Raw genomic sequence first — 25,621 nt, 5'->3', positions numbered from 1 at the left:
CACCCAGACGTAGGTAGCCACCAGGAGGGTTTCTGCGTCAAGATAGTACAGGGGGTGCTCTCTGTGGGTTTCCATAGCACCCCCTCTTTTTTACATCCCCTGGGGTAGGTCAAGTAGCACACGAAGGAATGTGCCGTGCGGCCCTTGGCCCCATGATGGCGCAGCGGTCGGGGGCCATTGTCAATATCGCCAGTGTGCTGGCCTACGCGCCTGCAGTGGAGTTTTTTGCGACCCATGCGTATGCTGCCTGCAGCGGAGCGCGAATTGCCCTCACCAGAAGTATGGCGGCCTTTTATGCCCGCTATGGGATTCGGGTGAATGCCGTAGCACCGGGGTTGATTGCCACGCCGATGAGCCAGCGTGCACAGAGTGATGCCCAAATTCGGGCCTATTTACAAAACCGGCAGCCCATCACGGGCCAGCCCGGAAAACCAGAGGATGTGGCCCAAGCCATTCTGTATCTGAGCACTGCGCCTTTTGTGACCGGGGTGGTGCTGGAAATTGCCGGGGGATGGAGCGTGGCCGGATGACAGCACTGGAGCTGGTGGTGCAGGCCAAAGTCATTCCAGTTTTGCGAGGTTCCGACCCCGAGACGGTGGTAGAACTTGCCAGGGTGCTCTACGAAGAAGGATTCCAAACCCTGGAAATAACCTTCACAGTACCGGGTGTGCTGGATGTCATACGTGAGCTGTGCCGGTTGGAAAATGCCGTGGTGGGGGCAGGAACCGTTTTGGATGCAGGGCAGCTCGAGGCTGCCCTGCAAGCAGGTGCCCGGTTTCTGGTTAGCCCAGGGCTGGAGCCAAAGCTGCTCGAGGTGGCCCGCCACTGCACAATTCCATTTTTGCCAGGGGTGTTCACGGCCAGCGAGGTTATGCAAGCCAGGGCACAGGGCTTCAGGGTGCTCAAGCTATTTCCTGGCGAGTTGGGGGGTGTTAAGCATCTTAAGTCACTGCGTGGGCCTTTCCCGGATCTGTACTTCATGCCTACCGGCGGTGTGAGCGCGGAAAACCTGCATGAGTGGTTTGCAGCAGGCGCAGTCGCGGTGGGGATGGGCGGCTATCTGGTTAGCGAGAGCGTCCGGGCAACTCGGGAAAAAACCAAGGCAGTACAGGCCGCTTTGATGTGGTTGTCCATGCCTGAGGGTAGGTGACTATGCAGGTGACTTATCGGGCTTCAATACCAGTGCTCGATAGTTGTGATGTGTTGGTGGTGGGAGGTGGTTCGGCGGGCAGCAGCGCTGCGGTGGCCGCAGCCCGCATGGGAGCTAAAGTAATTCTAGTCGAGCGCTACGGCTTTCTGGGGGGTACCGGGGCCGCGGTGCTCGATACCTTCTACGGCTTCTACACTCCAGGATCGGTAGAAAAAAAGGTAGTGGGCGGCATCCCAGACGAAGTGGTAGCAGGTTTGCAAAAGCGCAAAGCGTTGCTCAAACGCCCCAACACCTATGGTGCCGGGGCGGGCCTCACCTACGACCCCGAAACCCTCAAGGTAGTCTGGGACGAATTAGTAACGGGTGCGGGGGTGCGGGTTTTGTTCCACTGCTATTTTGCCGATGTGCTGCGCAATGGGCCGAAAATCACGGGTGCAGCGATTGCAACCAAGCGTGGTCTGCGGGCCATCCAGGCCAGAACAGTGGTGGATGCCTCAGGCGATGCCGACGTTTGCGCCCGGGCTGGAGCACCCTTTGAGGATGCAGGTGCGCTGGGTATTGCCCAGAGCCTCACCACTACCTTCAAGGTCATCAATGTGGATGTATCCCGCGCCCAAGCATTTCCTAAAAAAAGAGCTATGGGCTTTGATGGAAGCGGCTGTGCAGGAAGGCTATACCCTTCCACGCAAGGAGGGAAGTGCCCACATCACCCCTTTTGCTGGCGTGATGGTTACCAACATGACCCGTGTGGCTGGTGTGGATGCCACTGACCCCGATGCACTGTCTCGAGCCGAGGTGGAAGGCCGCAAGCAAGCCCTGGAATACATGCGCTTTTTGCGCGACAAGGTGCCGGGCTATGAGAAAGCCGAGCTGGGCAGTTTTGCTGTGAATATCGGGGTGCGCGAGACCCGCCGCATCGTGGGCGAGTACTGGATTACCCGCGATGATGTGCTCTCCGCCCGTAAGTTCCCCGATGCCATTGCCCAGTGCGGCGCTCCCATCGAGGAACACCACGCTGGGGGCGATACCCGCTGGGAATACCTGCCCGATGGCGAAACCGTGGATATCCCGTTTCGGGCCCTGTTGCCCCAACAAATTGAGGGGGTGGTGGCAGGTCGTTGCCTTTCGGCCAGCCATGAAGCCCATGCCAGCATTCGTAGCATTGGGCAGTGCCTGGCCATGGGTCAGGCGGCTGGGGTAGCAGCAGCGCTTGCCAGAAATGGGGCGGTGCGGGAAGTAGACGTGCAGGGGTTGCGAACCCGGCTTGCCGAGATGGGAGCGGTGTTGTGACGCCCCCCCGGCCAGAACAGGCAGGTCTATTCGCACGGTGCTGGGCGATATTGCCCCTGAACAGCTTGGGCTTACCCTGGGACATGACCATATTTTTGCAGCGCCCCCGTCAGATGTGGCCGACACCGATCTACGTATCAATGACGAAGTAGCCTCCATTGCTGAGATGCAGGCTTTTGCTGCAGTGGGCGGCAGCGCAATGATTGAGATGACCACGGTGGACTATGGTCGAGATACGTCTGCTCTACAACGCATTAGCCGTGCCACCGGGGTTCATCTGATTGCCGCTACGGGTTTCAACAAGGGTAAGTTTGCCGACCGGCTTACCGAGGGTCGCAGCGTGGAGGCAATCGCTTCCTGGATGATTGCCGAGGTATTGGACGGGGTACAGCCCTTTTCTTCCGATCAGCCTGTTTGGGAAGCATCAAACGCCAAAGCCGGGGTAATCAAGGCCAGCAGCAGTCTGAATGCGCTAAGCCGTAATGAGCGTAAGGTGTTTGATGTGGCGATTCAGGCCCACCATGTCACTGGTGCGCCCATCTCGACCCATACCGAAAAAGGTACCTGGGCTTTGGAGCAGATAGGATTGCTGCTCGAGGGGGGGGTCAGCCCTGCCCGGGTCTTGATTGGGCACCTAGATTTGAAGCCAGACCTGGCCTATTTACTCGAGGTCGCCTCCACAGGTGTCTACCTTGGTCTAGATCAGTTCGCTAAAACCAAATACCTTCCGGATGAAACCCGTGTCTACCTGGTGGCCAAACTGGTGGAAGCAGGGTATGGGAGGCAGATCTTAATCGGGGGGGATCTGGCACGGCGTTCGTACTGGAAGTACTACGGCGACCCCTTTGGCTCTACCTTTATCCCCTTGCGGATACCGGAGATGTTGGCCCAGGCCGGGCTCACAGCGGCGCAAATAAACGATATTCTGGTACAGAACCCAAGAAGTTTTTTGGCTTTTTGCACAGATCAACCGGAGTAGGAGGAAGACATGGAGCAAAAAGTAGGCGTTGTGGGGACTGGTTTTATTGGCCCAGTGCATGTAGAGGCCTTACGGCGGCTGGGGATCGAGGTCAAGGGGGTGCTGGGCTCTGCGCCCTCTAAATCGGAGGCTGCTGCCCGAAAGATGGGACTCCAAAAAGGCTATACCAGCTATAAGGAGATGCTGTCCGATCGGGAAATCGGGGTGGTGCATCTGACCAGCCCTAACCGGTTTCATTTGGAACAGGTGCTGGCGGCCCTCGAGGCGGGTAAGCATGTGATCTGCGAGAAGCCCCTTGGGATGACCACCCAGGAAACCCGAAAACTGCTCGCGGCTGCCAAGCGATACCCAAAACAGGTCACTGCAGTCAACTACAACCTCCGCTTTTACCCCCTGAATCTACAGGCCCGCAGCATGGTTCGGGCCGGGGCGATTGGCGAGGTGTTTCACATCAAGGGCAGCTACGTGCAGGACTGGCTCCTATACCCCACCGACTTTAACTGGCGCGTACTGGCTTCGGAGGGGGGTGCGTTGCGGGCTATTGGCGATATCGGTACCCACTGGTTGGACTTGATCACCTTTATCACGGGTCTGGAAGTCGAGAGCGTGATGGCCGACCTCTGTACCGTTCATCCGGTACGGCAGCAGCCTCCCCAGGGCTCGGTAGAAACCTTCAGTGCAAAAAAGGGCGGTAAGAAACCGACCACTACCCCGGTCAAGATCCATACTGAGGACTATGCCAGTGTGCTGCTACGATTTAAGGGAGGGCAGCGGGGGGTACTCACGGTTTCGCAGGTGACTGCGGGGCGCAAAAATGCCATCGAGTACGAGATTGCTGGCAGTAAGCAAGCCTTGGCGTGGAATGGCGAAAGCCCTGAGCAACTCTGGATTGGGGAGCGTAACGAAGCCAATCGAATACTGCTTCGCGACCCAGGCATGCTCAACGATGCGGCTGCGACCTATACCAGCTACCCTGGGGGCCACGCTGAAGGTTTTCCCGACACCTTCAAGCAACTCTACAAAGCCGTCTATGCCGACATCGAAGTGGGCAAACCCAGCAAAAACCCGCTCTATGCCACCTTCGAGGATGGCCACAAGGAACTGGCCTTGTGCGAGGCGATTCTGGTCAGCAGCAAAGCAGGGAAGTGGGCAAAGGTGAAATATTGAGGCATATAGCGATTGGCTAACAGCTGGGTGGTCTGGTTACCAAAGAATCTAAATGCACTGTAGACTTTGAAAATAGTTGCTCCACAGTAAATCCTGCCCTCCAACAGACCGAAGCCACCTGAGCTCTATACAAAAAATGCGCAATGTGCTGATGCAAGAGCTAAAAACCAAAGGAGATCCTCATGGAACTCGGTTTTGTAAGTGCGATTCTCCCCGACCTCTCGCTCGAACAAGTGCTCAAGTTTGCTTCCGATCAGGGTTTCGATACCGTGGAAGTGATGTGCTGGCCCAAAGGCAAGGCCGAGCGGCGCTATGCGGGTGTAACCCATATTGATGTAGCTAATTTAAGCGATGCGGAGATCAAGAAGATCAAAACCCTGACCCAGAAATATGGTGTATCCATCTCGGGTCTGGGCTATTATCCCAACCCGCTGGTGGCTGACGAAAAAGAAGCCAGTGTTTATATAGACCACATCAAAAAGGTCATCACTGCCTCATCCAAGCTGGGGGTGGGTCGGATGAACACCTTCATCGGGCGCGACCATACCCGAAGTCTCAAAGATAACTGGACTTTGTTTGACGAGCGCTGGCCCGAGATCGTAAAGCACGCCCAGAAGCAAAAGGTGAAGGTGGGGATCGAAAACTGTCCCATGTATTTCTCCGGCGATGAGTGGCCCGGTGGTAAAAATATGGCTATCAACCCAGTGGTCTGGCGCGAGATGTTTAGCCGCATCCGCTCGGATTATTTCGGTCTGAACTATGATCCCAGCCACCTAGTCTGGCAGATGATGGACCCAGCCTGGCCTTTGTTGGAGTTTAAGGACAAACTGTTTCATATTCATGCCAAGGATGTTCGGGTAGACAAAGACAGACTTCGCCAGGTGGGGATTATGGCAACCCCACTGGAGTACCATGCCCCCAAACTGCCGGGCCTGGGGGATGTGAACTGGACACAGTTTTTTGCCAACCTGACCGAAGCCCGCTACAGCGGGCCCGTCTGCATCGAGGTCGAAGACCGGGCTTATGAGGGCAGTCTGGAAGACCGTAAACGGGCTGTAATCCAGTCGGGGCGGTTCCTACGGAATTTTGTAGCCTAGCGCTTCAGCTCGTCGGCAGGGTGGTGGGCATATAAGGCGAACCAACGGATGACATTTTCTACGTCGTCTAGGTCAATCATCTCTGATGGGCTGTGCATATAGCGATTGGGCACAGAAATGATCGCGGTAGGGATCCCTTCGCGTACCAGGGCAATCTCGTCGGCGTCGGTGCCGGAATAGCTGCCGTGGGCCTGGAGTTCGTAGGGGATCTGGTGGAGGCGGGCAATTTCGCGCAAGCGCTGGTTGACCCGGGGATGGGCAAAGGGGCCAATATCCAGCACGGCCCCTTTGCCCAAAGCACCCTCGCCCACGCTTTTCTTGTCCATTTCGGGGGCTGCCGAGCAATGGGTCACGTCCACTACCAATGCGGTGTCGGGCTCGAGCTTGAAAGCCGCGGTGCGTGCACCATAAGCCCCAATTTCTTCCTGAACGGTAGCCACAGCCGTAATTTGGGCCGTGGCTCCTAGGGTTTTGGCTTGTTGTAGGGCTTCCAGCACGATGAAGGCTCCGATGCGGTTGTCAATGGCCTTGGAGATCAACCGACGGCCCAGCAGATAGTGGAAGGGCTGGTCAATGACCCCGACGGAACCGACCTCGAGCCACTCCCTGGCTTCATTGCCGTCTTTGGCACCAATGTCGGCCCAGAGGTTCTTCAGCTTGACGGCTTTATCGCGTTCGTCGGGCTCGAGTAGATGAATGGCCTTGCGCCCCACGACCCCCCGCACCTCCCCCTTCGGCCCCTTGAAGCGCAGGCGCTGCCCTACCAGCACCTGTGCATCCCAACCCCCCAATGCCTTGAACCAGATAAATCCATTTTCGTCTATGTGCGAGACGATCACCCCAATCTCGTCCACATGGCCTGCCAGCATGATGCGAGGCGAGCCGCCAGGGTTCAGGGTCGCGTAGGCGTTGCCGTGGCGATCGGAGTCTATTTGGTCGGCAAAACGGAGGGCCTGGGCTGTCCAGACCGCGATGGCCTCTTGCTCGAAGCCGGTGGGGCCTAGAGCTTGGAGGAGTCGCTCGAGGAAATCAAGGTTCATGGATGGGCTCCTCTAGGTAGTTGCTGAGGGAGATTGTATCGCTGATGGTTGGTAGCGGGTAGCGATGGATGGGTGAACTGGAACAGTAGCAAGCTCTCGAATTGCTCTTACCTTTCAGGGTAGAACCCTAGAATAGAACCCATGAAGGTACTGGCCCTGATCGCCCACGATGGCAAGAAAACCGATATGATCTCTTTTGCCAAGGATCACAAAGACCTGCTCGCCCATTTTCCCTTGGTCGCAACGGGCACTACCGGGCGACTCTTGCAGGAAAAAGCCGGCCTCAGCGTAACCCGGATGCTTTCGGGCCCGCTGGGTGGTGACCAGCAGATTGGGGCCATGATTGCCGAGGACAAGGTACTGGCGGTCATTTTTTTACGCGACCCCCTCCAGGCCCAGCCGCACGAACCCGATGTGCAGGCCCTAATGCGGGTCTGTGATGTTCACAACGTACCCCTAGCAACCAACCTGACGGCTGCCGAGGCCGTGTTGGCCTGGCTCCAGAGCGACCTATCGGCCAATGAACGCCAGGAGAGTTTTTAATGGGCCTCAGCCTCACCGACGCCATTTGCCCCCCAATAACACAGGTAGGAAGTACCTAGCGGTGGGGCCTCTCCGACAGGATTTGCGCCTTTATAAGACTTGGGATATGCCCGATAGTGTCAAAGACCCGATTGTTAGGAAAGTTGAGTGTTATATTAGCAAGTAGGTATGACACCCCTCGAGTGGATTCAACAAATGGTAGAGGCCAACCGCGAAGCCTTGCAGCAGATGCCCTTTCCACCGGGCTTGGCCGAGTATGTAGACGAACTGGTTAAGTCGGGCCAGACCGAGCAGATTATCGCTTTGATGAAAATGGGTTTCCTGATTGGCATCCAGCAGGGTACAAGAAGCGAAGAGAGCCCCATACCTCCTCCCAACCGTATTCAGGCTTAACTCAGAACTTGCAGTCATACAAAATCGCGCAAACGACACAACATCAGGCATAAAAACCCGTCATTGCGAGGCGTAGTTGGCCGAGGAATCTGTTGGGGTGCGGTCGAGAACATCACCGGTGTCCATGCCGTATCAGATTCCTCCTTCGTCGGAATGACCGGTGCTAAGTGATGGGAGCTCGAGGACTCCTGCATGGGATTCTTAGGGGCAAGTTTTTATACGCATTCCGGCAGTATCGTTCACTTTTGAAAGCCTAAACGATACTGCCGGAATGCACTCCTACTCCCTTCGGTCGGCTTGAACCCCTCACATTTGATTACACCCAAAGGTGAAGGGTTCAAGCGGAACCGGTATTTAGTTAACACAAATGCAAAAAACAGCAGCCGAGGCTGCTGTTTTTGATCTTAACAGCGCTTCCCACATTTACGCTCCCGTACGGCAGTAGGTGTTGCCGAGCAACGTACGGGTTCCTTCCACACGGGAGCATAAATTAAGCGGTACAGATCGTAATTTGGCCGTACGGCTTATTCGTGGGAAACACTGTAAGCACTACCAAGCAGACTCAGTACTCCGGTGGTTGGCGGGGCGATTTATTTGCAGGGGTAGATGGCCCCACAGCACCCGCAAGGCAATGGCAGGATGCATTAGGCTAGGAGGCGGGGCTACCAGATTGGTCACCTTGAGAAAAGCCCTGGCGACTACCGGGTCTTTCCAGGCTACCGGGAAGAGCTTGCTCAGATACCAGTTGACCAATTGTGTTTTGGGGGTGCGCTTGCCTTCAATTCTGGGGTCGTTGAGGTCGTTACCCGCAGCAATCTCCCAGGGGATTTCCACTACTTTGCTTGCGGTGCGAAAGAAACGTCTGGCTAGCTGCGTGGTGCCTTTGACTAGCTCCTGCTGTAGGGCCAAAGCTTGTAGGGCAGCACTGGTCATGCCTTGCCCATACACCGGATTGAAGCTGCAAAAGGCATCGCCAAAGACCAGATACCCCTCGGGAAAGCGCGGCAGTTTTTCGTAGCGGCGGCGTAGACTCTGCGGATATTTGAAGGACTGGATCTGACCTATCAGCTCACCCCGTTGCACGATGGCTTGAATCTCGGGTGAAGGAAGGGAGTTGGCATAGGCACTGAACCCGGCCAGATCGGTGGGAGGGTGATCGTCGGCATAGCCGCCAATGGAGAGAATCCAGCGATCCCCTTCCTGGGCAATGAGAGCTGCGCCCCTGGGAGAGACTCTGGAGCGGGCAATCACTACGGCGACTTGTCCATCGGCATCATTGGGGTAACGGCGAAAATGCGCTGTGGCATAGCCGATGTTTACCTGGATGGTTTCTTGGTCAGGTGCGTCAAACCCCATTGCTACCAACCACTTGGGGCTTTGCGAACCACGTCCGCTGGCATCTATCACCCAGTCGGCACTCAATACTTCTTCGTTGTGGCCTTGGTTGCGCTGTACCACCCGTACGCCGGTGACCCGTTTGTGGTTGTCGCTCACCAACCCAAGCACGTCGCAGTTCTCGACGAAATAAACCCCTGGCATCGTCATCAGTCGTTGGCGAATATAGCCCTCGAGCAAGGGTCGGCTTACGGCAAGCCCAACCAGGCCGCTTGAACCCTGAGCTAGAGTCTTACCTCCTGCATACCAGCGTACAGTGTTTTGGCTATCACCGCTCAGTCCGCCCATATTTACCAAATCTTGGGTTAGGCCAGGAAAAAATTGCTCCATTACTTCGCGGCCCCGGCCCAACAACCCGTGCGCATGTTGCCCTTGGGGAACGCCCTTTCGATGCTGCCCAAGTTGGGGGAAAGTGTCGCGTTCCAGCAGGGTGACCTGCTCGAAATAGTCGGTCAGGATCCGTGCGACCAACAACCCGCCCATGCTTGCCCCGATCACGACTGCGTGTTTGCCTACATACTGTGGTTTCATAGGTGTTCTCCGGTGTCAGATTTCGATGCTTGCTTTGTTTTCCTTGGGGCGCGATGAGGATGGGTGTAGCAGGATTTCATTTTCGGGCTCGAGGGACATGGCACAGCCGGGACAAATGGGCTTTGAGGCTGCAATCTGCCAGGTACGCCCTGTGTCCTGACAGATTCGCCAGAGTTTGGGCTCTATGACTTCGACTTCGAATACTTCTTGCTTACAAGCCGGGTTGGTGCAGAATAACTGTTTTTTCATAGCGTTCTCCTTGCGCTTAACTAAGATAGGTTTGGTCTGGTAACGCAGGGGTAACGTCTGCGGGAAAAGCTTCAGCTATAAGGAGTTTTCTATGGTTGCGGCTCTACGGAATAGACAGGTTTGCTAAAGTGGGGATTGAGCAGGAGGTATCTAAATATGAAAAAGGTGGGGCTGTTGTTTGCATTGTTGGGATGTAGCTTGACCCTGGCGCAGGGCAGTTTTGTGGGGGTGGTGCAAGACAGCAAAGCTTTTGTGGCAGTGGTGGTGGCTGCTGATCAGAAAGCGATTGCTTATGTGTGCGATAGCGAGACAGTGGCTCAGTGGTTTACCGGGCGCGTTGGAACAGACGGGGTTTTGCAGTTAACCAACACCTCGAGCACCGGCGGAACCATCCAGGCCCGTTTGAACCAGGGTGAAGTGGCAGGCTCCTTCATCTTGCCCGGACAGACCGCCAAAGCCTTCGTGGCCAAGGTTGCCGGCGGCACTGCCGGGCTTTATCGGTACGACGGCACGGTCGAGGGAAGCCGCTATCTGGGCGGTTGGATTGTGGATCAGCAGGGGGTGCAGCGAGGGTCGGTAATTGGAGGTGGCAGCCTACGGGCCTCAGTGCTGATACCCCAGACCCTGTTGTCCGATCACCCCAAGCTGACCAACCTTAAGGCTTGGCGCGTCACGCCCGAATGGGTAAGCGAAAATCTGCGTTGAGGGAAAGCCCGATATACCAAATTCGGGTAATCCGTCACCGAATGGTGACGAACCAACTCGACCGAAGTTATCCGCGTAGCGGAGGGCGATACCGCCCCTTGGAAGTTATCCGTATAGCGGAGGGCAGTACTGCCCCTTGGAAAGGGATACGCTTGCTTCGCCGAGCGCAGTGGGGGGTGTACTCTGCACATGTTTTTTGGGATAGGCCAGCCAGCGGTCACCCGGGAATTGCGCCCGGTGGGTAGCTTACTGATTGTGAACTTGCCCTATGAATTTTATACCGATTCTGCTCATACGCATTTCGGTAGTATCGTTCACTTTGACAAGCCTAAACGATACTACCGAAATGCTTTTCTACTCCCTTCGGTCGGCTTGAATCCTTCACCTCTGACTACGTCCAACGGTGAAGGATTCAAGCGGTAACGGTATCATACCGCGTTTCCTACAATTACGCCGCAGGCGGTGCGGCGTAATTTGCCCAGTACAGCAAAAACCGCTGTGCTGGGTATTCGCGGGAACCGCTCTAGCTGACCCAAAAACAACGTAAGAGACCCCCCAGGCGCGGTGCGCTTTATGCGCCACTCACGCGCAGAGTTGGTATTACCTAGGTGCAACTTTACCGACCACGACGAGGAAGTCGTCCCACCGCTCTGGTAGGCGTTCACCCACCTCGCTAAAGCGCTGGCGTTGCTGCTGGTAAAAGCGTTCTGCGGCACCTAAGCTTTTGTCTTGTTGCAGGGCCCTTAAGGCCAGCGCAAGAGCTTCACGGTCGTAGGGGTCGGCCTCGAGCAAAATCCGGGCCAGTCGCAGCGCTTCATCGGGCTTGGCCTGGGTGGCTTGTTGGTGCAGACTGTGGTACAGCGACTCGCTCACCGAGGCGTCCCAGCCCGCGCCAATTCCCTGCAAGTAAGGGCCGCGCCAGAGTTGAGAATAGCCGGTTTGCAAAAACGCCTCGGAGTCGGATTCGACTGCCCCCAGCGCGTAGCCGAGGCTGGTGCGGGTAATGGCCTGGTGGCCTAGGGCGGTGCGCAGCCGATAGACCAGTTGTTTGAGTGCCGAGGCGGCTTTTCCCTCGTCCATCTCGGGATAGAGGGTGTCGTAGAGCTCGAGTTGTTCAACCTCGCTGCGTCCAGCGATCCGGGCTTCCAGCAACAGTGCCAGCAGCTCCTTGCCCTTTCTGGCCTCGTATTTGATGGGCTGGCCCTGGATGCGTAGCAGCAGTGGTCCTAGCACTTCCAACCGCACCTCGCTTTCTTCGGGCTGGGCAAGGGGTTGGGCAGTGCTAGGGAAGTAGCGTCGCACAATATTGATCCAGTTGCGGTTGCCCATGGCCTCGAAGGGGGCAATGCGGGCGGTGGCAGCCTTGCGATTGCCCTGGATGCGGTCGAGTTCGAGGGCCATGCGGTGAGCGAAGGGGTTGTGGCCCAACTCGCGCATCTGGCTTACCGCCTCGCTGAGGGTCCTTTGGGCGGCCTCGAGCTGACCCTGCTTTTCCAGCGCAAGCCCCCGCACCCACAAGGCGAATACTTCGATGCGGGTTTCACCCAATCCGGCGGCCAGTTGCTCCAGCTCTTCGACCAGTTGGAAGGCCCGCAGTGGCTGCCCATGGACGGCCTCGGCCCAGGCTACAAAGGCCAGGGTCTCGGCCAGGATGGGGGGACTGCCGGTCTTGCGGGCATGGAATTCGGCGCTCTGGGCATATTTGAGTGCTAGTGCCCCGCCGTGGGGAGGTGCCCACTCGAGGTAGAGCCGTACCAGACCCTGCCCCACGATGCTCAACCCCCGGTGGTTGGCGATGTGCTCGAGCACGCTCCGGCTTTCCAGCAACACTTCCTCGGCCCGCTCATACTCGCCCAACTCGAGCAAATACAGCCCCAAGTTGGCCTGCCCCTCGGCAAACTTGCGTCCATCGCCCTGTTGGCTGACAACCAGCAAGTAGGCTTCCAAGTCGGTGATGGCCTGAGAATAGCGTCCCCAACGATAAAAGCCTAGTGCCCGGCTGTAGCGGGCCAGCGCCTTGCGGTTTTGCAAGGTGGCGTAGGCCGGGTGGTTGGGCGAGGTCTGCTCAAAGCCCTCGATGGCTTGACTCAGAACCCGTACGGCTTCGGCAAAATCGCCCTCATCGAGGAGAATCTGGGCATACAGGCTCTTGAACCAGGCCGCATCCAGGGAGTTGCTGTAAGCGATAGTCTGGGTGATGAAATCTTTGGCCTCAGCAAAGCGGCCCAGGCGAAACAGGCTGCGGCCCAGGTGGTAGGCGGCAGTGGCACTGGCCTCGGCCTGCATCTGGGGGTGTTGGTTCCACCAGGCTAAGGCCCCAGCAAAGTCGTCGCGGGCTGCCCGGGCTTGCAGGATGGCTTCGTAGAAGCGTTGATTTGCTTCTGTGAGGCGCAGCAAGGCTTGTTCGGCCTCGCTACCTCGCCCCAGTTCCGACAGGATCTCGGCGTATAAAAACACGCTTTGGGAATGCGAAGGGTTGCTGCTCAGGGCCAGCTCGCAGGCCTCCAAGGCTGCTGGGAGGTCAAAATCGCGCAAGATCTGGGCGGCTTCCAGGGCCAGAATGGTTCGCTTGGGCTCCTGGCTCAACTGGGCCGCCTGAGCCAGAAAATTGGCCTTGTCCCGTTCGTTGGGAGTGCGGGCGGCAGCACGCTCGAGCAGCTCTATAGCCCGATGAGGCGGCAGACTGGCCTCGGCAATAAACAAAGCTGCCCGCTCGGGGTGTCTGGATTCCAGCGCCTGGATAATCTTTTGAGCCAGGGCTTGCCGATCTAGGGGTGGAATTTCGCAGCGAACGACCTCGGCAAAAAGTGGGTGAACAAACGATCTGGCTACCAACAGCCCGGCTTGCTCGAGATACAGAAGGGTCTTTTGCAGCGCCTTGGAATCGAGGCCGCTTACCTCGGCCCACAGTGCCTCGGAGCTTTCTCCCTCTCCCAACAAAGCTCTTGTCTGAAGCACTCTTAGGCTTTGGGGCTCGAGGTTGCTACGGGCCATCAACTGCAAGACCAGCGCTTCGATGCTGGTAGGCATCAGCTCGGTGGGGGGCTCACGCCAGCGCCAGCGCTGCCCATCGCTCCAGAGGTGGCCCAAGCGGGTGAGGTGGCGAAAATACTCCAGGGTGAAGAGGGGATTGCCCTGGGCTCGTTGGTAGATCCATTGCACCGCAGCAGGAGGTAGGGTTGCGCCAGTCTGGGTGTGAAGCAACAGGGCCGAAGCCTCGAGGGAGTGTACCGCCAGCAGGTAGGGTTCCAGCAGTTCGGGGGGTGGGGTGCGGGTGGTAAAAAGCAATCCAACTCCGCGCACTCGGCTTACTTCCTGGGCCAGCTCGAGCCACAAGGCTTGCTGTTCAGGCCGGGCTTCGTGCAGGTCTTCGATCAAAAGAATAAAAGGGGCCAATGCGCCCAGCGTGGCCGCCAATGTATCGGCGGCTTGGGCCAGGCCAAGCTCGCCCTCCCGGAGGCGCTCGAGGCCCTGCTGTACCCACAGCGGCCTCGAGTCCGAAAAAGGCAACGCGGCTACCAGTTGGGTGTGGCTATCACTGGCCTGTACCGTTAGGTTGCGGCAGGGTACCTGCTGCATAACCTGCTGGGCCAGCCAGCTTTTACCTACCCCGGTCTCACCCCAAATCGCCAGCGCCAGACCACTGCGTTTAGAAAGCACCAATCCCAGGCGCTTGACCAGCGCGGTTTGAAGGTCTTCGGGGGCCTGTGCGCTCACCATGGTTCTTAATCCTATCCTACTGGAGGCATTTCGTGGTGTTACAAGAAAACCTTGAATGGCCTTTTGTTATCCACCGCAAGGTATCCCGGTTGCTGTAGGTGCTGAAAGCACCCAGTGCTCCGGTAACTTAATTCGTGGGATGGATTTGGCTCCCTTAATATCTGGGAGTTGCTTTGAGCGCTTCATTTTTGGAACTTCACTGCATATCAATCTTTAAATTACCAGACCATTGGGCAGTTAGGAAAATGTTTATTTGCTCATCGGTTTCTGGATAGCTCCGCACCCGACCGATATTTGCAATTATGCGGCATCCTTATTGCGGTGATTGACCTAGATCTCTTATGGTGGCGAGCTTGTCTATCTAATCGCCCCATTCACCCACCCTTGTACCTATAGTCATACCCTTTCCGCTTGAATCCTTCAGCGTTGGACGCAGTCAGAGGTGAAGGATTCAAGCCGACCGAAGGGAGTAGAAAAGCATTTCGGTAGTATCGTTTAGGCTTGTCAAAGTGAACGATACTACCGAAATGCGTATCACACCCCTGCAAAATTATCCGTCAGGTATTTTTACCTTGATATTCTCTTTACCCCTCGTTACTCTTTCGTTACCAAGCCCAGCCCAAACTCAACCCAGCACTGAGATGCTGGTGAGACGCAAGGTAGAGATACTTCGGTAGAGGAGGCCAGACATGAAATTCAAACACGCTCTGTTGACAGCTTCAATAGTCTGCGGAATCGCAGTGGCACAGGTCGAGCTCAAGCCCAACCAACAATATCAGGGCGGTACACAGGTCAAATCCTCTACCCTGGGCATTGGCTTTGCCCTGCCCAAAGGTTGGCTGGGGGCTTACAAAGAAGAAGGGGAACAGGCGGTGTTGGTGCTGGGTTCCAACAGTGTAGAGGGGGTTGGGCTGGTGATTTTCCTGAGAAACCAGACTCCAGCCCAGGTGGTGGCTGGGTTGAACGAGGCCCAAGACCTGGGAGACAACGTAGTACTGCAACTGGTGGGCTCGGTCAGGACGCAAGGCTCGAGGGTAACAGCCCGCTACCTCAACAATCTGTACGTGGGGCGGGCCTTGGCCTTGCTGGGCTCGAGAAACCACGTGATTTACTTCTATGCAGGGCCACAAAAGAACGAAGCCCTATATGCGCAGCTTCTGGAAGGGCTCGCCGGTTCCACCAGATTCCAGGCTCCCGTTGCAGCCCGGCCCCAGCCCGCACCCCCGGCTCCTGCCGGCGTGGCCCGTCAGTGGACACAGTTTCTGGCTGGGAACATGCTCAAGTATTTCTCCAGCTACAACTCCGGAGGGGGCAGTGGCGGCATTTCTGAGCAGCGCACCCTGCACCTTTGCTCCGATGGCAGCTTTGCTTATCTGGACGAAAGCCTCACCACCCTCAACGTGCCGGGTGCTTCGGCCTCGAGCGGAGGGAGTGGCCGGGCTTTGGGCCGTTGGCGTATCGAGTCGGCTACCCAGAACAGCGCCGTGCTGCTGCTGAATGTAGACGGCGGTGGGGTCGAGCGCCTGCGAATTGAATACGACGGCGAGAAAACCTTCCTTAACGGACAGCGTTGGTTTCGAGTCCAGAGCGATGCCTGCCGCTAATGCTTATTGAGGACAGCTTGCGTTTCCCAAGACCACTCCGCTATCTGGTGGAGTGGTTTCCTACCTGCATTTGTGAAGTCGCGGGAATCGGTCTGAATATTCCAAAAACCCCACTGATGAACAATGCAGTAAGGTTGTCCGTTAAGTTTGGACGTTATGTAGTCGTTTCGCCTCCCAGCAGCTTTAGGATAGGTGGTAACGTTTCGGAGCACTAATTCCCGATTGCTGCAGGTTTTTATTCTTCACGCTGGGTTTATGCGGGCTTGCGTAGAGTGGGTCAGAGTGATGTGACCACCGCATGAAACACCCCAAGACTTCCCCTACCGAAATCCTGGATCGCTTTGCGCGAGAGGTGTTGTATGGCGAGGTTATAGGGAGCGCTAGCGATTGTGGGGCTGTGCGCCTGGGAGTGGATGCAGAAGCCAAAATCTCGGTGGAAGAGGGGGTCTTGCGTTTTGCTCCCCTGGATACCCCAGGATGGGGCCGCCAGGGAATTGCCTATGGCCCCTTTGCCCACAGGCCTGGACTGGCCTTTGGGGTTTTCATGCTAAACGGCCACCACAACTCGCAAACCTATGACGCAGAGCCTGGCTCTCTGCCGCGACGCCTGGTACGCAGCCAGAAGGATACAGCCCTGAGAACCCCCTTCAAGGCGCATTTTTCTGCCCAGCCTATTCGGGAAAACCTGGCGGTGGGTTGGTTTGATTGCCCTGTGCCCAACAACCCGCTCGAGGCGGGCCAGGCCCTGGTAATGCGGGGTCACCCAAAAGAGAATGGTCAGCTCTGTGCCGCCAAGGTGCGGGGTTTGCACCATCTGTTGTTGGGTGTACAGAACAACCCCATCTATCTGGTCTCGGTACTGCGCGAGAAGGGTGTGGCTTTTTATGCGGGTTCGCTCGAGGGCAGCCGTCACCTGCCAGCCCTGCCCAAGTTGCGGCCCCTCTCCATAGACCCCTACAGCCTGACTGCCAAGGACCTATACGCTGGGATTCACCAATCCATCCTGGGCGAGATGGGACACCGGGTAGACACCCGGGTGTACGGGGTGCGGGTGGCCCAGATACCGGAATGGCAGGCGTATGGCACGGCCCAGATTGCCGATCCCCAACCTCAACTCGGGCGCAAGGCCGCCCACGGTGGGGTATGGCAGCTAGATGGCCCCTGCATGCTTTTGCGTCCGGAAGAAGCGGGGGGCTTGTTTCATTTGCGCCTGACCGCACCTGCCAGCCTGATCTGGCGCTACCGCGATCCCCGGAACTACCTAGCCCTGGAACTGAACCCCCACGAAGTCCGCCTGCGGCTGCAATACGACCTCCAGCAATATGTGCTGGCGGCCCAACCCTATACCGGCGCAGCCCAACAACCCCACTGGGTGCAGGTGTTGGACGATGGACAAGCCCTCAGCATCACCCTGGATGGCAAACCCCTCTTTTCCGAACGCCCCATCCTCGAGCATCGCCTGGGAAACGAGACCGGCGTCGGACTGATTGGGCAGGCTGCCGACCTTGAAGTCCATCCGCGTGAAGTGACCTTGCCAGCAGTGCTCGAACTGGGTCTGCCTTGGCAGGTAAAGGGCCAGCAAACCGTGTTTGCACCCTACCTGAACCATGCCGCCGAAGATTTGTTGATTTCCTGGGAACCCACCCTGGGCCGTGGAAAGCTGATGCCTGCCGAGGGGGGTTTGCGTATCGAGACTACCGGAGCAGAGCGCACCGTGTACACCATGCCCTGGAACTGCACCGATCTGGCGGATCTGGAGGTCGAGATTCTGCCACCGGGCCAGTGCGCTGGACAGAAGCAGCAAAGCCGGGCAGGAGTCTCTTTCTGGCAAGATGCCAAGCACCATCTGGTGGTGGCCTTATGCCTGGACGATAACGAAAGCTCGGTGGCTGCCATGTTGCGTTTTGCCGGCTACGAAGACCCCTACGACATGGTCTGGAGCCGTGTGCCCGATCTGCTCTACCACGGCGTGCCCCTGCGTTTGCGGGTGGTGTGTGATGGCGTTCGGTTTCAGGTCTACCTCGATGAGGAACCCGTGCTATACCGCGCCCTAAGCGATATATATCCTGGTGCCGACCGCCTTTCCATCCGGCGGGTGGGGCTTGCCCTCAGCGGTTACGGTGAAGATACCGGCAGCGTTTTCCGCTCCTGGATTGCACGAAAGTAATCCTCTTGCAGTGCTCTGATGGGGAATTGGCCTGTTCCGTATCATACGCATTTCGGCAGTATCGTTCACTTCGGCAAGCCTAAACGATACTACCGAAATGCTTTTCTACTCCCTTCGGTCGGCTTGAATCCTTCACCGTTGGACGGAGTCAGAGGTGAAGGATTCAAGCGGAAACGGTATCAAGCGGGTTTCGTTGGAAGTTTTTCGAGATTCCCACCATCACTTATCGCACTCCTTAATTATGAAGAGCGCTCTAGCTGGCCTAGGCGCGTACTTGATCTGGTACAACAAAACTGTTGTGCAAGGGTGTTGATGCAAATAGCTCTAGAGGATTCGCTTGATGATCGAGAGGGCCTCGAGCAAGTCCTCCTCCCCAAAGGGCTTATGAATGTGGTTGACTCGAGCATTCCTGACCCACAGCCCACGCGGGGTTTGCTCGGTAATCAGCCAGATGGGCAGGAAGCGTCCACTGGGCAAGGACCGCAACTGGCGCACCTTGTCGGGGAGGTCAGTTCCTTCCAGCAAAATCCCCTGCACCCGGTTGTGTTCGAGGATACGCTTTGCACTTTCGAGGTCGGGCGGTAGCATGACCCGGTAGCGGTGGCGCTCGAGGGTGACCAGCAAGAGCCGCCGGATCAGGTTGGAGTCGCTCAAGACCATCAGCAAAGGGTCTTGGGGGCGCACATCGGCTTCCATCAGCAAGCCCCGGCTTTTCAGTTCGTAGAGCAGGTGGTAGACCTGTTCTTCGGGAAGATCGCATTCCAGCGCGACCGAGCGGGCTCGCTTGACCCCATCTATGGCTTCCAGCACTGTCCAGGCATCGGGTGAGAGGGCGTGGCGGGTGGGGTCGCCCGCGAGTTGCAACACAATCCCTGGGTCAACCTTGCCCCGCATCCATTCGTCGAGGCGGCGCAAGGCTTCAATCAGAATGGCGCTGGTATCGGTTACACCCGGCAACAGCACCTGTGAAGCGTCTATGGGTGGGGTCTCGGCTACCAGTTCGCCTTCCTGCTGGCCCAGGATGGTGGCCAGAGCCTCGAGAATTTGTGCGTGCAGCACATCGTTTAGTTCGCCCTCAGTGACCATCTTTTGTTGCAGCGCCAGAAAGCCCAGGGGGGTTCCAGGGTTCTCCTGCTGCTGGTATTTGACCAGTTCTTGCACTTGCTCTAAGGTCAAATAGTCGAAGCGCACCAGATACTCGCCCAGATGGGGGCCGGGGTGGGTCTGGATATAGGCGATTTTGCCTTCGCGAATATGAATTCGGCCCTTCAGTTTGGGGCAAGAGATGCTGATAACCGCATTTTTGCGGCCCCCCTCGAGGGTGCGCAGCAGGTCTCCCAGTTCAATTTCACCCAGTCTGGCCCGAATCATGGTGCGGCTGCCTCGACGACCTCAGTATGGCACAAGGGGTTAGGCCATGCGCTGCGACTGCGGCGCTCGGATGGGTTGAGGGTTTATTCCAGCAGGCGGCTCTGCTCGGGCAGCGGGTAGCCCAGGTGAGCGTAGGCCCGCTCGGTGGCCTGGCGGCCCCGGGGGGTGCGCTTGAGCAGGCCCAACTGAATCAGAAACGGCTCGTGTACTTCCTCGAGGGTTTCGGGGTCTTCGGAGAGCGCGGTAGCCAGGGTCTCGAGGCCCACCGGCCCCCCGGCAAAGCGCTCGATCACGGTCTGGATGATCTGGCGGTCGCGCGCGTCCAGCCCCAAAGCGTCCAGGCCCAGGGCATCCAGGGCCTGCCGGGCGCGCTCCAAGTGCACGATCGGCTCACCGGCTACCTCGGTGAAGTCGCGCACCCGCCGGAAAAGCCGCTTGGCAATGCGCATGGTGCCCCGGCTACGATGACCGATTTCCAGGGCTGCCTCGGGCTCGATTTGCAATCCCATCAGTTGGGCATCGCGCTGCACGCCCTGAGCCAGCTCGGTTTCGGTGTAGAACTCGAGGTGCTCGATAATCCCAAAACGGCTGCGTAAAGGCCCGGAGATGAGCCCCGGGCGGGTGGTGGCGCCAATCAGGGTAAAGCGGGGCAGGTCCAGCCGCAGGGTGCGGGCTGCCGGGCCCGTGCCAATCACGATGTCAATCTTAAAGTCTTCCAGCGCCGGGTAGAGGTGCTCCTCGGCGGCTTTGGACAGGCGGTGAATCTCATCGATGAACAGGATGTCGCCTTCTTCTAGGCTGTTGGTCAGGATGGCCGCTAGATCGCCGGGCTTCTCGATGGCGGGGCCGCTGGTCACGCGGATGTTCACGCCCAACTCGTAGGCCACCACATGGGCCAAGGTGGTCTTGCCCAGCCCAGGCGGTCCAAACAAGAGCAGGTGGTCGAGCGCCTCCCCCCGGTTCTTGGCGGCCTCGAGGTAGACCCGCAGTTTTTTCTTGAGTTTGGCCTGCCCCACGTAGTCTTCCAGGCTCTTAGGCCGCAGGGTCAAATCCGCTTCCACGCCCATCATCATAGCAAGTGAATGCGTTCTATTCTGTTTTCGACATAGAATGCGCCGGGCCGCGTGGCGGTGCATGACCCTCTGTCGAAGCAGTTAAAGGCTACCCGGTGGCCCGCTGGGCTTCCGCAAGCAAAGCGTCCAGCGTCCCTTCCTGCCACAGCAACCCCAAAGCCCGCACGGCCGCTGGGTCGAGGGCCTCCTGCAAAAGACGCGCATAGCCTTCGGCAGGCTTCAGGGCCGGACGGTAGGGTCGGTGACTGGTAAGGGCATCCCAGATATCCGCTACCGCCAGGATTCGGGCCTCGATGGGAATGGCCTCTCCGCTCAACCCGTCGGGGTAGCCACAGCCATCCAGCCGCTCATGGTGGTGCCGAATGCCCGGCAGGTGGGCCGCAAGCGCGCGGGACTGGCGAACGATCTCGTAGCCGATAAGCGGGTGGCTCTCGATGAGCTGGCGTTCTTGGGAACTGAGTTTGTCGGCTTTCTGCAGGATGGCCTCGGGCACACCGATTTTGCCAATGTCGTGCAACAGCCCGGTGATATAAAGCTGGTAGGCCTGTTGTGCGTCCCAGCCCAGCTTGCGGGCAATAAGCTGCGCATAGGCCCCAACCCGCTGGGAGTGGCCCCGGGTGTAGGGGTCTCGAGCGTCGATGGCAGCTGCCAGGGTTTGCACGGTATCGCGGTACAGCTCGAGGTTGCGCTGACGTTCGGCCTCGAGGGCTTGGGCCAGGCTGTTGAAGCCCAGGGCCAGGTCGGCCAGCTCGTCCCAGGCCACCGCGCTCACCCGCACCGGCTCTTTTCCTTCCTGTATGGCCTGCATACCCTCGAGCACCGCCTGCACGGGCCGGGCCACCTCACGGGAGAGAAGAACGCCCCCAGCCACCATCAGCACCAGGCCCGAAAACAACCCCCAGGCCACCAGCCCCGGCAGATGGGTCGATTCAAGCCGGAAGTAAACCAGCACAGCCACCTGTAAGAGCGGAAACAACCCCAAAGCCACCAACACACCCAGTACCTTAAAAACAAAGGGGATGCGCAGACGGGAGGGAACCACCACCTCGTCGCCAAAGCGCGTGCGCAGATAGGCCATCAGGCGCTGGGACTGGCTAGCCCCCACCAGATACTCGATGATGGCATGCAAAGCAGCGTTAAGTGGATACCACGGCAGCAAGTGCAGCATCTCCAGCGGCCCCGTAGGAAAGCCGCCCCAGTGATGCGCCCAGTCGATGGCCAGCAAAAAGCCGCCCATGGTAGCGAGCAGGTGCGGCCCCATCACCCGACCCACCGAGAGCACCGGCCAGTGCACCAGGTTGCGGTAGGCCTGTCGGGCCGCCTCGAGGCTATCGGCACCACCCAGAAAAACCTTCTGCGTCGGGTTGAGCTGCCGGCGGGCCCACCATAGATCCAGCAGCGCGACCAGGGGTGCTACCAGCATCCCCACCGCGATCGCATACCCCCAGGCCCAGGCCGGCCAGCCGAAGTACAACCCGTGCACGATTAGGGCATTGATTAAAACCGCCAGCGAACCCCAAAAATAAGCCCAGACCGAACGGTGTAAAAACCGTATAAATAGGCGCTTGCGGCCATCCATCGCTAGGCCCACCTTAGCACCTCCACCAAAGGGGGCCGGGTCATTTTGGCGTGACGTACAATACCCCCTGATGGTGCGCTTTTCTGCCAGCGGGGTTCGCCTCGACCAGGCCCTGGCCTTTGAGGCCAATACCTCCAGGGCCAAGGCCCAGGAATGGATCGAGGCCGGCCTGGTCAGGGTAGGGGGCCAGGTGGTGACCAAGCCCGCCTACAAGCTGCGGGGTGAGACCGTGGAGGTGGAGCCCCCACCCCCCCAGCCGGCCAGCGTGGCCGCCGAGGATATCCCGCTGCACGTCCTGTACGAAGACCCCGACCTGATCGTGATCAACAAACCAGCCGGTATGATCACCCACCCGGCCCCAGGGGTGTACTCCGGAACGCTGGTGAACGCCATTTTGGGGCGGTTTGGGCTAGATCTCTCGCTGGGCGAGCCCGAGGAGGAGGGCGAGCTGCGCCTGCAAGCCCCCCGACCCGAGCTGGTGCGTCCTGGCATCGTGCACCGCCTCGACAAGGACACCAGCGGGGTGATTGTGGTGGCCCGCCACGAGGCCGCCCACCGCCGGCTCGCCGAAGCCTTCGCCGGGCGCAACGTGTACAAGCGCTACCTCGCCCTCACGGTGGGCATCCCGCGCGAAGGTATCCTCTCGGCCCCCATTGGACGCCACCCGGTCGACCGCACCCGCATGCACGTGGGGGGGGTGGCCGCCCGGCACGCCCAGACCGAGTTCGAGGTACTGGCGGTGGCCGGATCGCATGCCCTGGTCTCGGCCATCCTGCACACCGGGCGCACCCACCAGATTCGCGTACACCTCAAGCATCTACATGCCCCCATTCTGGGCGATGAGGTGTACGGCAAGGGCTCAGACCTCATTGCACGACAGGCCCTGCACGCTTACGAACTACGGCTGCAACATCCCCGCAGTGGGAAATACCTGCATTTTGTGGCTCCCATCCCGGCCGATATAGAGCGGGCCTGGGTGCGGCTGGGTGGGGTCTGGCCGAAAGACTTGATGACCGAGGTGGCTGAGACGAATCTTGCAGAGCCCTTTTTGTAGAAAAAACTTGATTTGTGGGCGCAGGTTGGGAATACTGTGGAGCAACTTGACAGCCCGGAGGTAAGGCATGAATGTAGTTTTTCTTTCCCCCCATTTTCCCCCCAACTTCTGGCCTTTTTGCGTGCGCCTGCGCGAGGCTGGGCATACTGTGCTGGGCTTAGCCGATGCTGAATACGACCAGCTCCGCCCCGAGCTAAAGAATGCCCTCACCGAGTACTACAAAGTGGGCGACATGCACAACTACGACGAGCTGGTGCGGGCCCTGGGCTATTTCACCCACAAGTACGGCAAGCTGGATCGGATTGAGTCCATGAGCGAGTACTGGCTCGAGACCGAGGCCATGCTGCGCGAAGACTTCAATATTTTTGGCTTGCGCCCCGAGGACATGAGCCACGTCAAGCGCAAGTCGGTCATGAAACAATACTTCCAATTGGCGGGCTTGCGGGTGGCGCGGGGCAAGGTTTGCCGCACAGCGGTAGAAGCCCAGGATTTTGTGGAAGAGGTGGGCTACCCAGTGGTCGCCAAGCCCGATATTGGGGTGGGTGCGGCCAAAACCTACAAAATCAACAACGATGCAGACTTGATGGATTACATTGCCACCAAGCCCCCGGTGGACTACATCATTGAGGAATTCATCCCTGGCATGATCGTCACCTACGATGGTCTGACCGACATCAAGGGTAACGTGGTATTTGATAGCTCCCTCGAGTACTCCAAGGGCGTCATGGATGTGGTCAACGAGGATACCGACATTTATTACTACATGGTGCGGGAAATCCCCGAAGATTTGCGGGAGGCGGGGCGCAAGGTAGCCCAAACCTTTGGCGTGCTCGAGCGCTTCTTCCACTTCGAGTTCTTCCGTTTGGAAGATGGCTCCCTGGTGGCGCTGGAAGTGAACATGCGCCCACCCGGCGGCCTCTCGATTGACATGTTCAACTATGCCAACGACATCGACATCTTCAGGGAGTGGGTCAATGTGCTCACCCACGGGACGGTAGGGGAGAAAGCCAAGCACCCCTATTTCTGTACCTATGTGGGCCGCAAAGACCACATCCACTACCAGCGCTCACACGAACAGGTCATGGCTGAGTTTGGCCCCCTAATAGCTCACCACGAGCGCATTAGCGGCATTTTTGCAGGGGCCATTGGTAACAACGGCTATATCCTGCGCCACCCCGACCTGAACATCATGCTGAAAGCAGCCCAGGCGATTCAAGAAAGAGCCTAGGGTCGAAGGTCAAGCCTTAAGCCAAAATGGCCCTTGACGAGGTCTCTGCTGCGCCCCACTTAGGTCGTCAAATTCGGGATTTATCCCCCACAGCCGCACGCTTAAGGGCGCAGAACCCCAGTGGACGCCAAGTTCTGATATGGTGACAAACACACTTTGGAGGCACTTATATGCATACCGAATACCACAAATGGTACAGTCCTGCTCTGCAGCACGAGATGGAGCTCAAGCTGTATGGCCACTACGGTCAGCCGGTCATCGTGTTTCCGGCCCAGAACGGGCGCTGGTTTGACTGGGAAGGCCATGCCGGGATGGCCCAGGCCCTGGCTCCCATGATCGAGGCAGGGCGGGTCAAGTTTTTTTGCGTGGACGGCATTGATTGGCAGAGCTGGACCAACAAGAGCATTTCGCCTGCCGAACGCGCCCGCCGCCACAACGACTACGATGCCTACATCATGCAGGAAGTGGTCTCGTTTGTGCGCAAGAACACCGGCCTACAAACCATGTGGGTTACGGGCTGCAGTATGGGTGCTTTCCACGCGACCAACTTCTTCTTCAAATATCCCGAGGTTTTCGACGGCCTGATCGCACTATCGGGACTGTATCAGGTGGGGGGGTTTGTGGGGGACGAAGGGGGCATGGATGCTTACTACAACTCGCCCTTGTGGTATTTGCGCAATCTTACCGACGAAGACAAGCTAAACGCCTACCGGCGCAACAAGATTGTGTTTGCAGTGGGCCAGGGGCGCTGGGAGGAAGAGTGTATCCGCGACACCCGCGAGATGCAGGAACTGCTCCACCAGAAGGGTGTGTACGCTACCTTCGACTACTGGGGCCACGACGTAGACCACGACTGGCCTTGGTGGCAGAAGATGCTGCCGTATGAGCTCGAGCGCTTAGGGGTTTGACTCCGGGTTGCTTGCAGGCAGGGTTTCCTCTACCGACTCGAGCTTGTGGTTGGCCTGGTAGTGTCCGGCCAGTTCGTCCACGAAGGTGGTGTCGCAGGGCTTGACCCCCGAAAGATAGGCCGCGCGGCCCAGGGCGTGAGCGGCTACCGGCGCGGTCAGAATGACGAAAGCCAGGGCAGATAGCGCACGGGTTGCGATCGAAAGGTCTTGATAGAACACCGCCACTGCCACCAAAATCAATCCCACGCCCAGGGTGCCTGCCTTGGAGGTGGCGTGCATGCGGTTGTAGAGGTCGGGCATCCTCACCACGCCAATCGCAGCAATAAACAGAAAGAAAATGCCCACCGATACCAGCGCATAAACCACTAAATCAAGCAT

21 protein-coding genes and 1 pseudogene are annotated in these 25,621 nt (G+C 58.2%); 14 read left to right on the top strand and 8 right to left on the bottom strand.

Annotated features, from left to right (window positions below):
• Window positions 1-128 precede the first annotated feature (128 nt).
• The 6 genes and pseudogenes from WKI89_RS01590 (at window position 129) to WKI89_RS01565 (ending at window position 5,683) form a co-directional block, all read left to right on the top strand.
• Complete coding sequence (locus WKI89_RS01590; protein ID WP_337867464.1) at window positions 129-530, top strand: SDR family oxidoreductase; 402 nt, start codon at window positions 129-131, stop codon at window positions 528-530.
• A complete protein-coding gene (locus WKI89_RS01585; RefSeq protein WP_337867463.1) occupies window positions 527-1,150 on the top strand; it encodes a bifunctional 4-hydroxy-2-oxoglutarate aldolase/2-dehydro-3-deoxy-phosphogluconate aldolase in 624 nt (207 codons plus the stop codon). The genes WKI89_RS01590 and WKI89_RS01585 overlap by 4 nt, the downstream gene beginning before the upstream one ends.
• Before the next feature lie 2 nt (window positions 1,151-1,152).
• Window positions 1,153-2,440, top strand: a pseudogene (locus WKI89_RS01580) (FAD-dependent oxidoreductase).
• 37 nt (window positions 2,441-2,477) lie between these two features.
• Window positions 2,478-3,419: a hypothetical protein gene (locus WKI89_RS01575; protein ID WP_337867462.1), complete on the top strand. Its 942-nt coding sequence runs from the start codon at window positions 2,478-2,480 to the stop codon at window positions 3,417-3,419.
• Window positions 3,420-3,428: 9 nt separating this feature from the next.
• Window positions 3,429-4,586, top strand: coding sequence for a Gfo/Idh/MocA family oxidoreductase (locus WKI89_RS01570; protein ID WP_337867461.1), 1,158 nt, complete (start codon window positions 3,429-3,431; stop codon window positions 4,584-4,586).
• Window positions 4,587-4,768: 182 nt separating this feature from the next.
• Window positions 4,769-5,683: a sugar phosphate isomerase/epimerase gene (locus tag WKI89_RS01565; RefSeq protein ID WP_337867460.1), complete on the top strand. Its 915-nt coding sequence runs from the start codon at window positions 4,769-4,771 to the stop codon at window positions 5,681-5,683.
• On the opposite strand, the gene WKI89_RS01560 is transcribed toward WKI89_RS01565, so the two are convergent.
• Window positions 5,680-6,723 carry a M42 family metallopeptidase gene (locus WKI89_RS01560; protein WP_337867459.1) on the bottom strand — a complete coding sequence of 348 codons (1,044 nt, stop codon included), beginning with the start codon at window positions 6,721-6,723 and terminating at the stop codon, window positions 5,680-5,682. The two genes, WKI89_RS01565 and WKI89_RS01560, sit on opposite strands and share 4 nt — an antisense overlap.
• Before the next feature lie 141 nt (window positions 6,724-6,864).
• On the opposite strand from WKI89_RS01560, the gene WKI89_RS01555 reads away from it, so the two are divergent.
• The gene (locus WKI89_RS01555; RefSeq protein WP_337867458.1) at window positions 6,865-7,266 is read left to right on the top strand and encodes a methylglyoxal synthase; all 402 of its coding nucleotides are present in this window, start codon (window positions 6,865-6,867) and stop codon (window positions 7,264-7,266) included.
• 168 nt (window positions 7,267-7,434) lie between these two features.
• Complete coding sequence (locus tag WKI89_RS01550) at window positions 7,435-7,659, top strand: hypothetical protein (RefSeq protein ID WP_337867457.1); 225 nt, start codon at window positions 7,435-7,437, stop codon at window positions 7,657-7,659.
• A gap of 549 nt (window positions 7,660-8,208) precedes the next feature.
• Here WKI89_RS01550 and WKI89_RS01545 read toward each other — a convergent pair.
• Both WKI89_RS01545 and WKI89_RS01540 read right to left on the bottom strand, forming a co-directional pair.
• Window positions 8,209-9,585, bottom strand: coding sequence for an FAD-dependent monooxygenase (locus WKI89_RS01545; RefSeq protein ID WP_337867456.1), 1,377 nt, complete (start codon window positions 9,583-9,585; stop codon window positions 8,209-8,211).
• Between the two features lie 15 nt (window positions 9,586-9,600).
• Window positions 9,601-9,834 carry a hypothetical protein gene (locus WKI89_RS01540; protein ID WP_337867455.1) on the bottom strand — a complete coding sequence of 78 codons (234 nt, stop codon included), beginning with the start codon at window positions 9,832-9,834 and terminating at the stop codon, window positions 9,601-9,603.
• Window positions 9,835-9,990: 156 nt separating this feature from the next.
• On the opposite strand from WKI89_RS01540, the gene WKI89_RS01535 reads away from it, so the two are divergent.
• Complete coding sequence (locus tag WKI89_RS01535; protein ID WP_337867454.1) at window positions 9,991-10,539, top strand: hypothetical protein; 549 nt, start codon at window positions 9,991-9,993, stop codon at window positions 10,537-10,539.
• Window positions 10,540-11,139: 600 nt separating this feature from the next.
• Here WKI89_RS01535 and WKI89_RS01530 read toward each other — a convergent pair.
• Window positions 11,140-14,259 carry a tetratricopeptide repeat protein gene (locus WKI89_RS01530; protein WP_337867453.1) on the bottom strand — a complete coding sequence of 1,040 codons (3,120 nt, stop codon included), beginning with the start codon at window positions 14,257-14,259 and terminating at the stop codon, window positions 11,140-11,142.
• Between the two features lie 689 nt (window positions 14,260-14,948).
• Between WKI89_RS01530 and WKI89_RS01525 the strand changes: the two genes are divergently transcribed.
• The gene (locus WKI89_RS01525; RefSeq protein ID WP_337867452.1) at window positions 14,949-15,863 is read left to right on the top strand and encodes a hypothetical protein; all 915 of its coding nucleotides are present in this window, start codon (window positions 14,949-14,951) and stop codon (window positions 15,861-15,863) included.
• 298 nt (window positions 15,864-16,161) lie between these two features.
• Window positions 16,162-18,030, top strand: coding sequence for a hypothetical protein (locus WKI89_RS01520; RefSeq protein WP_337867451.1), 1,869 nt, complete (start codon window positions 16,162-16,164; stop codon window positions 18,028-18,030).
• Between the two features lie 324 nt (window positions 18,031-18,354).
• On the opposite strand, the gene WKI89_RS01515 is transcribed toward WKI89_RS01520, so the two are convergent.
• The 3 genes from WKI89_RS01515 to WKI89_RS01505 all read right to left on the bottom strand — a co-directional run bounded on the left by WKI89_RS01515 (window position 18,355) and on the right by WKI89_RS01505 (window position 22,065).
• Complete coding sequence (locus WKI89_RS01515; protein ID WP_337867450.1) at window positions 18,355-19,401, bottom strand: response regulator; 1,047 nt, start codon at window positions 19,399-19,401, stop codon at window positions 18,355-18,357.
• A gap of 83 nt (window positions 19,402-19,484) precedes the next feature.
• On the bottom strand, window positions 19,485-20,468 hold the full coding sequence (gene ruvB / locus WKI89_RS01510) for a Holliday junction branch migration DNA helicase RuvB (protein ID WP_337867468.1): 984 nt from the start codon (window positions 20,466-20,468) through the stop codon (window positions 19,485-19,487).
• A 94-nt stretch (window positions 20,469-20,562) separates the two neighbouring features.
• Window positions 20,563-22,065 carry an HD domain-containing phosphohydrolase gene (locus WKI89_RS01505; RefSeq protein ID WP_337867449.1) on the bottom strand — a complete coding sequence of 501 codons (1,503 nt, stop codon included), beginning with the start codon at window positions 22,063-22,065 and terminating at the stop codon, window positions 20,563-20,565.
• A gap of 58 nt (window positions 22,066-22,123) precedes the next feature.
• Here WKI89_RS01505 and WKI89_RS01500 point away from each other — a divergent pair, with 58 nt between their 5' ends.
• From WKI89_RS01500 to WKI89_RS01490, 3 genes are all read left to right on the top strand, one after another.
• Complete coding sequence (locus WKI89_RS01500; protein ID WP_337867448.1) at window positions 22,124-23,107, top strand: RluA family pseudouridine synthase; 984 nt, start codon at window positions 22,124-22,126, stop codon at window positions 23,105-23,107.
• Between the two features lie 67 nt (window positions 23,108-23,174).
• Window positions 23,175-24,335 (top strand): ATP-grasp domain-containing protein, encoded by a 1,161-nt coding sequence (locus tag WKI89_RS01495; protein ID WP_337867447.1) that lies wholly within the window; start codon window positions 23,175-23,177, stop codon window positions 24,333-24,335.
• Window positions 24,336-24,505: 170 nt separating this feature from the next.
• The gene (locus WKI89_RS01490) at window positions 24,506-25,243 is read left to right on the top strand and encodes an alpha/beta hydrolase-fold protein (RefSeq protein ID WP_337867446.1); all 738 of its coding nucleotides are present in this window, start codon (window positions 24,506-24,508) and stop codon (window positions 25,241-25,243) included.
• On the opposite strand, the gene mnhG is transcribed toward WKI89_RS01490, so the two are convergent.
• On the bottom strand, window positions 25,232-25,621 hold the full coding sequence (gene mnhG / locus WKI89_RS01485) for a monovalent cation/H(+) antiporter subunit G (protein WP_337867445.1): 390 nt from the start codon (window positions 25,619-25,621) through the stop codon (window positions 25,232-25,234). The two genes, WKI89_RS01490 and mnhG, sit on opposite strands and share 12 nt — an antisense overlap.

Source organism: Meiothermus sp. (assembly GCF_037443965.1).
Classification (GTDB): Bacteria; Deinococcota; Deinococci; order Deinococcales; family Thermaceae; genus Meiothermus.
Note: the sequence above shows the minus strand (reverse complement) of the source record. Positions and strands in the feature narration are given on the sequence as shown.